The organism is Paraclostridium sp. MRS3W1, from assembly GCF_032465715.1.
Classification (GTDB): Bacteria; Bacillota; Clostridia; order Peptostreptococcales; family Peptostreptococcaceae; genus Paraclostridium; species Paraclostridium dentum.
The window spans coordinates 1-13849 of sequence record NZ_JAWDJM010000165.1 but is presented as its reverse complement, the minus strand read 5'-3'; the positions used below and the strand labels follow the sequence as shown (position 1 = coordinate 13849).

Here is a 13849-nt window from a genome sequence, read left to right as displayed (position 1 = left end):
ATTATTTTAATAATAAACTATTTAAAATATATTTAGTTTAACTGTTCAAAATTCCTTTATTTTTGGATTGTAATCTTTCTTCAAAAAACTACATAAAAAAAATCTCACCTAATATAAAGGTGAGATTTTTTACTATAATAAGTTTTCTTTTACATATTTTATTCTATTTAAACATGTTTGTTTACCTATAACAGCAGCTGCTTTTGGTAAATCTGGACCATGCATTTGTCCAGTTAATACTATTCTAGTTCCCATGAATAAATTTTTACCTTTTATTGCATGTTCTTTTTGTATTTCTTTAAACATTGCCTTAAAGAACTCTTCACTTATTTCATCTGCAGCATTAATTTTTTCCTCTAATGCATTTACTAATGTTGGCATATGCTCTAATTTTAAGAATTCTTGACATTCTTCTGTTTCTAACTCTACTTTGTCTCCAAAGAATATATTTACGTGATCTGTTACTTCTTTTACATATTGTAATTTTTCTTTAACAACAGAAACCATAGATTTTACAAATTCATATCTATTTTTAGCATCTTCTTCTGTTATGTATCCAGCTTCTATTAAGAAAGGTATTGCTAAATCAGTTATATATTCATCTGAAGCATCTTTTATATAATGTTGGTTAACCCAATTTAATTTATCTGTATCAAATACTCCTCCACTCTTAGAAACTCTTTCAACAGAGAAGTGTTCTTCTAATTCTTTCATAGTAAATAATTCTTGATTATCTTCTGGAGACCAACCAACTAAAGCAACATAGTTTACTAATCCTTCTGGTAAGTATCCTTTTCTCTTGAAGTCTTCTACCGCAACATCTCCATGTCTTTTACTTAATTTTTTCTTTTCTTTATTAAGTATGTTTGGAAGATGTACAAATGTAGGAGCTTCCCAACCAAATGCTTCATATAAATATACATGTTTTGGAGTAGATGATATCCATTCTTCTCCTCTTATAACATGTGTTATTTTCATCATATGGTCATCTACAACAACTGCGAAATGGTATGTTGGGAATCCATCAGTTTTTATAAGTACTTGATCATCTAATTCATCAGTGTTAAATTCAGTTTCTCCTCTTACTAAATCAGTAAACTTTATAACATGATTTTCTGGTAATTTTAATCTTATTACATGTTCTTCACCAGCTGCTAATTTAGCTTCTACTTCTTCTTTTGATAAATTTCTACAATGACCATCATACTTTGGAGTCTCTCCAGCTTCTTTTTGTTGCTCTCTAACTTCATCTAATCTTTCTTTTGAACAGAAACAGTAGTATGCTTTTCCACTATCTAATAATTCTTGTATATAACCTTTATATATGTCTAATCTTTCAGATTGTATATATGGTCCGTATGGTCCAACTTGAGTTACATTTTTATTTTCATCTAACATAACTCCTTCTGTATGGTTAACTCCTGCCCATGACATTGCTTCTAGCATATTTTCTATTGCACCATCAACAATTCTAGTTCTATCAGTGTCTTCAACTCTTAATATGTATTCTCCACCCATTCTTTTTGCAAATAGATAATTGTATAATGCAGTTCTTAAACTACCTATATGAACAAATCCTGTTGGACTTGGAGCAAATCTTACTCTTACATTCATAACTTTACCTCCTAAAATAATCTTAATATCTATTATAATACCAAACTTAATAAGTATTTATAATAAAAACTTTATATTGCTATTACTATAGTTACCCTAATTTTTAAATTTTCCACCTGTGGATAATTGTATTTTTATACAAAATTAAATAGTATATATATCCACATTTTATTCAAAATGTTAATAACTTCGTGGATTATATATACTATTTTAATTTAAACTATCCTAACTTAACTTCATTTTTAGCAAATTCAGCTTTTATTTTATCGTTTATCTCTTCTAAAGATATTAACTCTTTTTCTGCTTCGTCTCTTAATTTAAACTCAACTTTTCCATCAGTTATATCTTTACCTACTGTTATTCTCATAGGTATACCTATTAATTCAGAGTCTTTGAATTTTACTCCTACTCTTTCATCTCTATCATCTAATAATGCTTCTACTCCCATAGCTGTTAATTCATTGTATATCTTCTCAGCTGCTTCCATATGCTCAGCTTTCTTTATATTTACAGGAACTACAACTACATGATATGGAGCTATTGCTAAAGGCCATACTATACCATTGTCATCATTATGTTGTTCTATAACAGCTGCAGCAGTTCTTTCAACTCCTATACCATAACATCCCATAACTATTGGCTTACTCTTACCATCTTTATCTATAAAATTAGCTCCCATAGTTTCTGAGTATTTTGTACCTAATTTGAATATATGACCAACTTCAACTCCTCTAGCTATTTCAAGTGGAGCACCACAACATGTACATTTATCTCCTTCTTGTACATTTCTGAAATCTCCAACTACACCATCAAAATCTCTACCAAAGTTAGCATTTCTTATATGGTAATCAGTTTTATTTCCACCAACCCCTATGTTACTTTGCTCTGCTACTTCTTTATCTATAAATACATAATCTGCTTTCATTCCTATTGGTCCAGCAAATCCTACTTCAGCATTAGTTAATTCTTTTACTACTTCTTCTCTTGCTAAATCAAATTCTATAACTTCACCTATAGCGTTAGCAACTTTAACTTCATTAACGTCTCTATCTCCTCTTACTAAAACAACAACTGTCTTTCCATCTGCTTCATATATTAATGTTTTAGCAAATGTATCTGCTGTTGTATTGAAGAACTCACATAATTGCTCTATAGTAGTTACTCCTGGAGTATGAACTGGTTCTAATTCTCTCATTTCTTCTTTAGCTTTTAAATCATCTACTGAATTAGCTTTTTCTATATTTGCTGCATAGTCACAACCAGTACAGAATACTATTTCATCTTCACCTACTGGAGATTTAACCATAAACTCTGCTGAAGTCGATCCTCCTATAGCTCCTGAATCAGCTTGAACTGGACTATTTTCTAATCCACATCTTCTAAATATTTCTGTATATGCATCATACATATCTTGATATGATTTATCTAATCCAGCTTCGTCAGTATCAAAGCTATATGCATCTTTCATAGTGAAAGACTTAGTTCTCATTACTCCGAATCTTGGTCTTCTTTCATCTCTATATTTAGTTTGAATTTGATATAAGTTTAAAGGTAATTGTTTATATGAAGTAATCTCTTGTCTTATTATATCTGTGAAAACTTCTTCATGAGTAGGTCCTAAGCAGTAATCTCTAGTATTTCTATCTTTTAATCTAAACATTTCTGCTCCCATTACATCCCATCTTCCAGACTCTTGCCATAATTCAGCTGGAATTAATGCAGAACATAGTATTTCTTGACATCCCTTTTTATTTAATTCTTCTCTTATTATATTTTCTATTTTTTTGAAAACTCTTATTCCCATAGGTAATTGATTGTACACCCCTGATGACATTTTCTTTATCATACCAGCTCTCATCATTAACTGATGACTAGTTATTTCTGCATCTGCTGGAACCTCTCTTAAAGTAGGCATAAACATTCTTGACATTTTCATATTTTCTTCCTCCTATTGAATTTTTTTATAATCAAAAAAACCCTTCATCTCTATATAGAGACGAAAGGTTATATTTCCGCGGTACCACTCTAGTTAATTGATAAACAATTTTATCAATTCTCTTTATAGGATATAACGGTCCTTTCCGTAAGAACTTTTTACCATTCTTAAGCTCTGAGACTGGTTCAAAGAATAATTTTTAGAAACTTTCACCAAGCGTTTCCTCTCTGTAAAAAATAATATCTTTTACTATTTCTCTTCTTAGCTTTTTAATTATAAATAATTGATTATATTTTATAGCAATTAATATACCTTGTCAATGTATCTAATTGCATTTTAGTAAGCTTTTGTTATACCTACTATTATGTTCTTGGTGAACTTTTTGATACATTATTTATAATAATTTTATAGAATTTATTTCTAATTGTCAATGTTAATTAATAAACAAATGCTTTGCGATGAAATTCCTTCTTTGTTTCCTGTGAAACCTAATCCTTCTTCTGTTGTTGCTTTAACATTTACATTGTTTATATCTGTATTTAAAACTCTTGCTATATTTTCTCTCATTTTTTGTATGTGTGGAGCCATTTTAGGTGCTTGTGCTATAATTGTCGCATCTAAGTTTCCAATAGCATACCCTTTTTCTTTTATTAAATTATATACATGCTCTAATAATTTCATACTGTCTGCACCTTTATACTTTTCATCTGTATCAGGGAAGTGCTTACCTATATCCCCCAGTGCTAATGCCCCTAGTATAGAGTCCATTATCGCATGAAGTAAAACATCTGCATCTGAGTGTCCCAATAGTCCTTTTTCGTGCTCTATTTCAACTCCACCTAGTATTAACTTTCTATTTTCAACTAGCTTGTGAACATCATATCCCATTCCTACTCTCATTTTTTTATCCTCCAAAATTATATATTTTTTAAAATTTGCTCTCCAAATTCTAAGTCTTCTTGTGTCGTTATTTTTATATTATTATATGACCCTTCTATCATTTTAACATTATAACCTATTCTTTCTACTAACATTGCATCATCAGTTCCATAATAATTGTTATTATATGCATCTTCGTATGCTTTTGTTATAATATCATATTTAAAAACCTGAGGAGTTTGTACCGCCCATAAATAACTCCTGTTTGGAGTATCTACAATATTTCCATTATCACTTACTACTTTTATTGTATCTTTTACCTTAACTCCAACAACTATAGCATTATGCTCATTTGCTTTATTTATAGATTTTTTTATTATATCATCTGTTACAAAAGGTCTAGCACCATCATGTATTAGTACTACATCACATTCTTTTTTTAACATTTTTATTCCATTGAACACAGAATCTTGTCTTTCATTTCCTCCATGTGCTACTTTTATATTTGTAAATCCATATTTCTCTTTAATATTTTTATTAAAGTATTCTTCTTCATCTTCTCTTATAACAACAACTATATCATCTATATTTTCACTATTATAAAATTTCTCTATAGTGTGTGCTACAATTTCCTTATTTTTTAGCTTTATAAATTGCTTATTTATATCTTTCTTCATTCTACTTCCAGTTCCCGCTGCTACTATTACAACACCATTCATAAACTCACCTCTTACAATACGAATAAATAACTTAAATATATTTTACCATAGTAATAATTAAATTTTAATAAACTAAAAAATTCAATTCACTTTATCAAAAAAAGCCTTCAGAACTTTTATCCTGAAGACTTTTAACTAATCAACTTTAGGTTTTCCAAATATCATTCTTCCTGCTGGTGTTTGTAATACCGATGTAACTAAAACACTTATAGTTTCTCCCATATGTTTCTTTCCACCATCTACTACAATCATAGTACCATCATCTAAATAGGCTATACCCTGATTAGATTCCTTACCTTCTTTAACAACTTGAACTATCATATGTTCACCAGGTATCGCTACTGGTTTAATTGCATTAGCTAATTCATTTATATTAAGAACTTCAACACCTTGAACTTGAGCTACCTTGTTTAAATTGTAGTCATTTGTAACAACTTTACCCCCAAGTGTTTCAGCTAACTTTAATAATTTCGCATCAACTTCTGCTATATCATCAAAATCTCTGTTGCTTATTTCAACTTCAATATTTAATTCTTTTTGAATTATGTTAAGTATATCTAATCCTCTTCTACCTCTAACTCTTTTTAAGTCATCTGAAGAGTCTGCTATATGTCTTAATTCATCTAGAACGAAAGTAGGAATTACAAGCTTACCTTCTATAAATCCAGTTTGGCATATTTCAGCAATTCTACCGTCTATAATAACACTAGTGTCTAGAACTTTAGGTGGTATACTTTTTTCTTCTTTTTTAGAATTCTTGTCCTTATTTACTGATAATCTAGTTAACTTGTTTAAGTTAAAAATATCATCCTTGCTCTTTAGTGCTATTCTACTACCTAAATAACCTAAAAATACATATGTAAATAAAGATAGTAAGCTTCCTATTACAGGTATCTTTAACATCAATATTAATTGACTTACAAGATAAGCTATAACAAAACCAACTATTAATCCTATAGTACCTAATATTATATCCGTTTGAGGATATTTAGAAATTTCCCTATCCATAGCTTTTGCTATTTTCCTAGATTTGTTCATAATCCAAGGAGCTATTATAAAGAATACAAAACCTATTACTACTCCAATAACTATAGAAATTATAAATACATATAGCTCTGATCCTAACGAAATTTGAGGAAATTTTTGAACTAATGATATATACGTTGTCATACCTAACACGAATCCTACTAATGTAAGTATCGCTCTTATTATCTTAGATACCAAATTTTCACCCCCTATATTTTTTCCTTAATATTTTCTTATTATAATCAAACTATTAACTATATTCAAGCACAATATTGTTTCAAATTTGACATAATATATTATATATGTCTATCTATAAGTGATAATTCTTGCATTTTTATAAGTCCATTTTTTATATATTTTGCTCTTATTTCACCTATTCCCTCAACATCGTCTAAATCTTCAATTGTTGCACATAGTATATCCTGAAAATCTTCAAAATAATTAACTAAATTCTCAATTATAGCACTAGGCAATCTATGTATTTTATTTAATATTCTATATCCTCTTGGTCTAATCGGCATATCCATACTTTCTGAGAAACCTGTATATCCTAACATTTTTGCTATATTTGCTAAATCAAGTAACTCTTCTGATGATAATGATATAATTTTTTTCTTAAATTCAGCTAAATTCATATCATTTCTTTTATAATCTTTTAATATTTGGTTTTGATCTATTTTAGTTGTTCCCATTAGTTCATCAACCTGCATACTTAAAAGTGTACCTTCCACACCTAATTCTACTATATACTTTTCAATTATATTTGTCACTCTCATAACCATTTCTATCTTTTGAACTACGAGTACAACATCATACAAAGTTACAAAATCTTTAAATTCTAGTGCATTTAAACTTATTATAGCTTGGTCTAAAACAGACTTATATTTTTCTAGAGTTTGTAATGCTTGATTAGCTTTAGTAAATATCTTTGATATATCTTCTACTACATATTTCTTATCCCCTTGATATACAGTTATGACATTTCTTCTTTGAGATATAGCTATTACAATTCCGCCTGTTTGTTTTGCAACCCTTTCAGCAGTTCTATGTCTTGTTCCAGTTTCAGATGTTTCAATTGAGTAATCTGGTATAAGTTGAGCATTTGCAAAGAGTATCTTCTTCATATCCGAACTTAAAACTATAGCTCCATCCATTTTAGCTAACTCATATAAGTATGCTGGAGAATATTCTGCATTTATAGCAAACCCTCCATCAACAATGCTCATAACCTCATCGCTATCGGCAATTACAATAAGTCCTCCTGTTTTAGCCTTTAAAACATGGTCTATTCCCAATCTAAGGTCTGTACCAGGAGATATCATTTTTAGCGTTCTAATTGCTTTTTTTCCACTAAAAAAATCATCCATTTTATCTATTTCCTCCTAATACCATATTTATAGCTTGTCTTACACTATCTACTGGACATATATCTATCCCTTTTACATCTTTAACAGCCTCATAATTGCTCTTTGGAATAACGATTTTAGTGAACCCTAGCTTCTTACATTCTGCGATTCTCTTTTCTATAAAGCTAACCGCTCTTACTTCTCCTGTTAACCCTACTTCTCCTGTAATTGCTACATTCCCATCTATAGGTATATTTCTAAAACTAGAAGCTATAGCCATAACTATGCCTAGATCTATAGACGGCTCATTAATTTTTATTCCTCCAACAACGTTTATATATATATCCTGGTTTTGTATTTGCATACCAACACGCTTTTCAAGAACAGCCATAAGTAATGATACTCTATTATAATCAACTCCTGTAGCAGTTCTTTTAGGAATCCCAAAACTAGTAGGTGATGCTAGTGCTTGTAATTCTAAAAGCATTGGTCTAGTGCCTTCTACTGTAGATATAATTATAGATCCTGCTACATCTTTTGGTTTTTCAGCTATAAGTATTTTAGATGGATTTTCTAACTCAACTAATCCTACTTCTCGCATCTCAAATACACCTAATTCATTTGTAGACCCAAATCTATTTTTTACAGCTCTTATCAATCTATACGTATTGAATCGTTCTCCTTCAAAATATAATACAGTATCTACCATATGTTCTAATACCTTCGGCCCTGCTAGTGCACCTTCTTTAGTTACATGTCCAACTACAAAGGTTGATATACCCATTTTTTTAGAAATTTTCATAAATCTCGAAGTACCTTCCTTTATCTGGCTTACAGTACCTGGAGCAGATGTAATTTCAGGACTAAAAACAGTTTGTATCGAGTCTAATATAATTAAGTCTGGATTTACACTTTCTAAGTGAGCTTCTATTATACTTAAGTTATTTTCAGCAAATATATATAAATTATCGGACTTTATTCCTAATCTTTGAGCCCTCATTTTTATTTGAGATGCAGATTCTTCTCCTGATATGTATAAAACTTTTTTACCGCTATTAGCAACATTACTTGAAACTTGTATAAGCAATGTTGACTTACCAATACCTGGATCCCCTCCGACTAAAACTAATGATCCTTTAACTACTCCTCCACCTAAAACTCTATCTAACTCGTTTATGCAAGTTGAAAATCTTTGCTCTTTTATAGTTTCTATCGAGTTTATATTTAAAGGTCTAGATGATGATTTATCTATAACAAAAACTTCTTTATTTGATTTTGAAGTTTTCTCTTCTATTTCTTCGACAAATGTATTCCATTTGCTACATTCTGGACATTTTCCTAGCCATTTGCTATTCTCATATCCACATTCTTGACACACATATTTAGTTTTTATTTTAGCCATTTATAAACTCACCCTTATGTAATTTTTTATATATTATTAATTTTATCATATATATCTATTAATATGTTAAATTTATAATATATAAAAAAATTCACTTAATTTAAATTGATTATATACTTATAAAACATAGTTTTTAATAAAATGCATAGCTCGGAAATTACATTTATCATCAGTTTAGAATTAAATGTAATTTCCAATAAAAAAAGTAGTTTTAAGATTAACCTGTTTAAATTTTTAATCATTTATTTTCAAATATAACTTTTTCTTCAACAACTTTAGCTACTATATTATCTCCTTTTTTTATATCTTCACTCAATATCATATCTGCTAATACATCTTCTATTTCTTTTTGAATAGCCCTTTTTAGAGGTCTAGCTCCATATTCTAAGTCTATTCCATATTTAGATATAAGATTTAAAACATCATCTGAAATTTCTAAACTAATATTAAGTTGATTTAATCTGCTTATTAAATTGCTAAGCATTATTTTAGAAATTTCATGTAAATTATCTATATTTAATTTATGGAAAACAACTATATCATCAATCCTATTTATAAATTCTGGTTTAAATCTATTCTTAACTTCTGATAAAATTTTTTCTTTCATAGCTTTATAATTTTCATCAATTATATTTTTATTTTCAGAAGCTGAAAAACCAATTACTTGTTGCTTATTTATACTTTTCGCACCTATATTAGACGTCATAATTATTAGTGTGTTCTTAAAATCTACAGTTCTTCCTTTAGAGTCTGTTAATCTTCCTTCATCTAATACCTGAAGTAGTATATTAAATACATCTTCATGTGCTTTCTCTATTTCATCAAATAAAACTAAAGTATACGGATGTCTTCTTACAGCTTCGGTTAATTGACCTCCATCATCATGCCCTATATATCCAGGAGGAGATCCTATTAGCTTTGAAACTGAATGTTTTTCCATATATTCTGACATGTCTATCCTAATAATTTGATTTTCATTTCCAAAATGAGCTTCTGCTAATGCTTTGCATAATTCTGTTTTCCCAACACCTGTAGGCCCTAAGAATAAGAATGATCCTATTGGTCTTTTGGGATCTTTTAGTCCTGCTCTAGATCTTCTAACTGCTTTTGATACAGCATTTACAGCCTCCTCTTGCCCAATAACTCTTTGATGAAGTATAGATTCTAAGTTTAGCAATTTATCTCCTTCAGATTTAACTATTTTACTTATAGGTATTCCAGTCCATAAACCTATTACCTCTGTAACTATTTCACTGTTAACTGTAGGTTTATTATTTTTTAATTTTAAATTCTTCATTCTGATTCTAGATGCAGACTCATCAATTATATCAACTGCCTTATCTGGTAGATATCTATCTACAATATATCGACTTGATAAATCAACTGCCGCTTTTATTGCTTCTTCTGTTATTTTTACGCCATGGAAATTTTCGTATTTTTCTTTTAATCCTTTTAAAATTTTGATTGATTCCTCTTTAGTTGGCTCTTCAATTAAAATTGGTTGTAATCTTCGTTCTAATCCAGTATCCTTTTCTATACTCTTTCTATATTCATCTATAGTTGTAGCACCTATAACTTGTATATCTCCTCTTGATAATACTGGCTTTAGTATATTAGATGCATCCATAGAATTTTCTCCTGTTGCTCCTGCTCCTACTATAGTATGCATCTCATCTATAAATAATATAATGTTATCAGATTTGACAACTTCTTCTATTACTTTCTTTATTCTTTCTTCAAACTCACCTCTATACTTAGCTCCTGCAAGCATTCCTCCTATGTCTAAACTGTATATAAGCTTTCCTTGAAGGGAACTAGGTACTTTGTTGCTTTCTATATTAATTGCTAATCCTTCTACTATAGCAGTCTTTCCTACGCCAGGATCACCAATTAATATAGGATTATTTTTAGTTCTCCTACTTAAAATTTGAATAATTCTTTGCATTTCATCTTCTCTACCAATTAGTGGGTCTAGTTTAGAACTCTTTGCATATTCATTTAAGTTAACTGCATATTTCTCAAGTGTAGGAATATTTAATTTTTCCTTTTCTTTCTTAGGTTCTTCGGTTTTACTTTCATCTCTAAAAAGTATTATACTTGTTTCTGGTCTAGATACCTCTATCAAAGATTTAATTATGACTTGCTCAGTTATATTATTCATACTTAGAATTTTCACTGCTAAACTATCTGTTTCTTGTAAAATTGCTAACAAGATATGTTCAGTATCTATAAGAATACTATCAAATTGTTCTGCAAATATAGCTGAGTTATCTAATACGTCTTTGCTTCTAGGACTTAAAAAAATATCATCTGTACTATCATTAATTCCTATTCCATATATATCTATAATTTTTTCACATATTATATCTTCATCCATACCTAATTTTAATAAAACCTTAGAAGCTGTTCCTTCTTTCTCTTTAATTAAACCAATCAATAAATGTTCTGTACCAACCACTCTATGCCCAAACTCTTTTGCATACTCTATAGATATATCTATCGCTTTTTGAGCTACCTTAGAAAATTTGTCAAAGTACAATATAGTCCCTCCTCAATTTTAATATTAGATATATATATACTATATGCCCTAATAGTTTTTATTGTTTCAATAAATAAAGAAATCCTAGGAATTATATTACTAGGATTTCTTTATTTAAATTTATAAATTAATTAATTTCAGAGTTAGATATTATTTTTTGTGCAATTTGTGTTGGAACTTCCTCATATTTATCAAGTTCCATTTCAAAGTAACCTCTACCTTGTGTCATAGCTTTTAAATCTATAGCATACTTAAATGTTTCTGCTTGTGGAGCATTTGCATAAATAACTTGTTTACCATTATTAGTAGGTTCCATACCTAATATTCTTCCTCGTTTTTTATTTATATCACCCATAACATCTCCCATATATTCATCTGGAACTACTATCGTTAATTTCATTATAGGTTCTAAAAGAACGGGTACTGCTTGCTCTACTCCCTTTTTAAAAGCTATATTAGCCGCTAATTTAAAAGCCATCTCTGAAGAATCTACATCATGATAAGACCCATCATAAAGCGTTGCCTTTATATTAGTAACTGGATATCCAGCTAGTATTCCTTTTGACATAGATTCTCTTATGCCCTTCTCAACTGCAGGTATATATTGTTTAGGAACAGATCCTCCAAATATATCTTCTTCAAATTCAAAATCATTTTTAGAATACTCGAACCTTATTTTAACATCGCCATACTGTCCATGTCCTCCAGATTGTTTTTTATGCTTACCTTGAACATCTGCTTTTCCTTTTATAGTTTCTCTATATGCAACTTTTAAATCTGTTAAATCTACATCTAGGCCAAATTTTTCTTTCATTTTATTTTTAACTATATTTATATGAAGCTCACCTTGCCCACCAATTAAAACTTGTTTAGTTTCTACATTTCTACTCCATGTAATCGTAGGATCTTCTTCTGATATTTTACTTAAAACAGCACTAATTTTATCTTCATCACCTTTATTTTTAGCTTGTAATGCAAAATATATTTGAGGTTTAGGGAAGTTGAGTTGTTCATCTGCTTTATCATTTTTATTTATAGATATAAAATCTCCTGTCTGCAAGGAGTTTACCTTAGTCATAACAACTATATCACCTGCATTAGCACATTGTATCTCAGATAACTCGTTATTATTCATAGTATATATATTATAAATTTTTTCTTTTACAGACTTATTTACATTATATACTTCTACATCTTTTTTTATGTTTCCTTGTAATATTTTAACGTATGACATTTTTCCTATAAAAGGATCTACTATAGTTTTAAATATGCTTCCATTTAACTTATCATTTTCATCTACACACTTAGGTTGAATATAGCTAGATATAATTCTTAATATCTCCTCTGTACCTACATTGTTTATTGTAGATCCACATATAACTGGTATTATATCTCCATTTTGAATACCTATAGTTGTACCTCTCTTAATATCTTCTTCTGTCAAATCTTCTCCACTAAAATATTTTTCTAATAATTCATCATCTGTTTCAGCTATTAACTCTAATAATCCATCTCTTGTTCCTTCTACTTGTATTTTAAATTCATCACATAAATCTGAATCACTTTCAAAGATATTATGTAGCTTAATAAATTCCTCACCATTATATATAGGCATATACATAGGTACTATTTTGTTACTATATTTATCTCTTAGTTCTTCAATTAAATCTTTATATCTGGATTTATCATTATCAATTTTATTTATAAATATAAGTTTAGGTATAGATTCTCCTGCAAGTTCTAGTGCTTTTTCTGTTCCAACTTGAATGCTAGTAGTAGCATCTATGACGATAACGGCAGCATCACTAGCACTTATAGCTGATATAACGTCTCCTGTAAAATCAGAATATCCAGGAGTATCTAGTAAATTTAATTTGTAATCTCTATATTCTATAGGAACTAAATTCATACTATATGTCATACTTATCTTATCTGTTAGTTTAGGCATTTTATTTGTAGTTTTAGAAGTATATGCCATTGCTTCAATTAAATTTGTTTTTCCACATCCACTATGGCCTAATATAGCTATACTTCTTATATTATTACTATCATATACCTTCATATCTAAGCACCTACCTCATATCATTTTAATAATTTATATGCAATTAATATAAGGCTTTATGTGCAATTATTTTAAATATTAAACTATTAAAAGCAAAACGTATCTCGTTTAACGTGAAACATAAACTTAAAATCATCCGCTCTTAATTATTTCATACCATATCGTACAAGCGTAATTCTTCTTTATTTTCCACATAAAAAAGTGTTTGATATTTAGTTTGTAGCGCAGCGGTCATTCAAAGTATTTAATCCACTCTCGTATAAGCGCAATCCTTTTATATTTTCGTACAACAAAAAGTGGTTGATATTTAGTTTGCAGCGAAGTGG

The 13849-nt window shown here is 29.2% G+C and carries 9 protein-coding genes and 1 other annotated feature; all 9 genes read right to left on the bottom strand.

Features of this window, described 5'->3' with window-relative positions:
- Positions 1 to 132: 132 nt before the first annotated feature.
- The 9 genes from gltX to RWY47_RS13415 all read right to left on the bottom strand — a co-directional run bounded on the left by gltX (position 133) and on the right by RWY47_RS13415 (position 13523).
- Positions 133 to 1614 carry a glutamate--tRNA ligase gene (gltX, locus tag RWY47_RS13455; protein WP_021428182.1) on the bottom strand — a complete coding sequence of 494 codons (1482 nt, stop codon included), beginning with the start codon at positions 1612 to 1614 and terminating at the stop codon, positions 133 to 135.
- A gap of 220 nt (positions 1615 to 1834) precedes the next feature.
- A complete protein-coding gene (locus tag RWY47_RS13450; protein ID WP_025162204.1) occupies positions 1835 to 3550 on the bottom strand; it encodes a proline--tRNA ligase in 1716 nt (571 codons plus the stop codon).
- Between the two features lie 53 nt (positions 3551 to 3603).
- Positions 3604 to 3822: a binding site (T-box leader), on the bottom strand.
- Between the two features lie 148 nt (positions 3823 to 3970).
- Entirely contained in the window at positions 3971 to 4450 is a 480-nt protein-coding gene (gene ispF, locus RWY47_RS13445; RefSeq protein ID WP_021428178.1) for a 2-C-methyl-D-erythritol 2,4-cyclodiphosphate synthase, read from the bottom strand.
- 17 nt (positions 4451 to 4467) lie between these two features.
- The gene (ispD, locus tag RWY47_RS13440) at positions 4468 to 5148 is read right to left on the bottom strand and encodes a 2-C-methyl-D-erythritol 4-phosphate cytidylyltransferase (RefSeq protein ID WP_150886784.1); all 681 of its coding nucleotides are present in this window, start codon (positions 5146 to 5148) and stop codon (positions 4468 to 4470) included.
- Positions 5149 to 5283: 135 nt separating this feature from the next.
- The gene (locus tag RWY47_RS13435; protein ID WP_021431481.1) at positions 5284 to 6372 is read right to left on the bottom strand and encodes a PIN/TRAM domain-containing protein; all 1089 of its coding nucleotides are present in this window, start codon (positions 6370 to 6372) and stop codon (positions 5284 to 5286) included.
- Between the two features lie 98 nt (positions 6373 to 6470).
- Positions 6471 to 7541 (bottom strand): DNA integrity scanning diadenylate cyclase DisA, encoded by a 1071-nt coding sequence (disA, locus tag RWY47_RS13430; protein WP_053833283.1) that lies wholly within the window; start codon positions 7539 to 7541, stop codon positions 6471 to 6473.
- Position 7542: 1 nt separating this feature from the next.
- The gene (gene radA / locus RWY47_RS13425) at positions 7543 to 8922 is read right to left on the bottom strand and encodes a DNA repair protein RadA (protein WP_025162202.1); all 1380 of its coding nucleotides are present in this window, start codon (positions 8920 to 8922) and stop codon (positions 7543 to 7545) included.
- 238 nt (positions 8923 to 9160) lie between these two features.
- Positions 9161 to 11461, bottom strand: a complete 2301-nt coding sequence (locus RWY47_RS13420; protein WP_224171167.1) for an ATP-dependent Clp protease ATP-binding subunit — start codon at positions 11459 to 11461, stop codon at positions 9161 to 9163.
- Between the two features lie 127 nt (positions 11462 to 11588).
- The gene (locus RWY47_RS13415) at positions 11589 to 13523 is read right to left on the bottom strand and encodes an elongation factor G (RefSeq protein WP_224171168.1); all 1935 of its coding nucleotides are present in this window, start codon (positions 13521 to 13523) and stop codon (positions 11589 to 11591) included.
- Positions 13524 to 13849: the final 326 nt, after the last annotated feature.

Excerpts from the sequence above, each read along its gene's own strand:
- gltX (WP_021428182.1), bottom strand. The coding sequence starts at position 1,614 with ATGAATGTAAGAGTAAGATTTGCTCCAAGTCCAACAGGATTTGTTCAT.
- RWY47_RS13450 (WP_025162204.1), bottom strand. The coding sequence starts at position 3,550 with ATGAAAATGTCAAGAATGTTTATGCCTACTTTAAGAGAGGTTCCAGCA.
- ispF (WP_021428178.1), bottom strand. The coding sequence starts at position 4,450 with ATGAGAGTAGGAATGGGATATGATGTTCACAAGCTAGTTGAAAATAGA.
- ispD (WP_150886784.1), bottom strand. The coding sequence starts at position 5,148 with ATGAATGGTGTTGTAATAGTAGCAGCGGGAACTGGAAGTAGAATGAAG.
- disA (WP_053833283.1), bottom strand. The coding sequence starts at position 7,541 with ATGGATGATTTTTTTAGTGGAAAAAAAGCAATTAGAACGCTAAAAATG.
- radA (WP_025162202.1), bottom strand. The coding sequence starts at position 8,922 with ATGGCTAAAATAAAAACTAAATATGTGTGTCAAGAATGTGGATATGAG.
- RWY47_RS13415 (WP_224171168.1), bottom strand. The coding sequence starts at position 13,523 with ATGAAGGTATATGATAGTAATAATATAAGAAGTATAGCTATATTAGGC.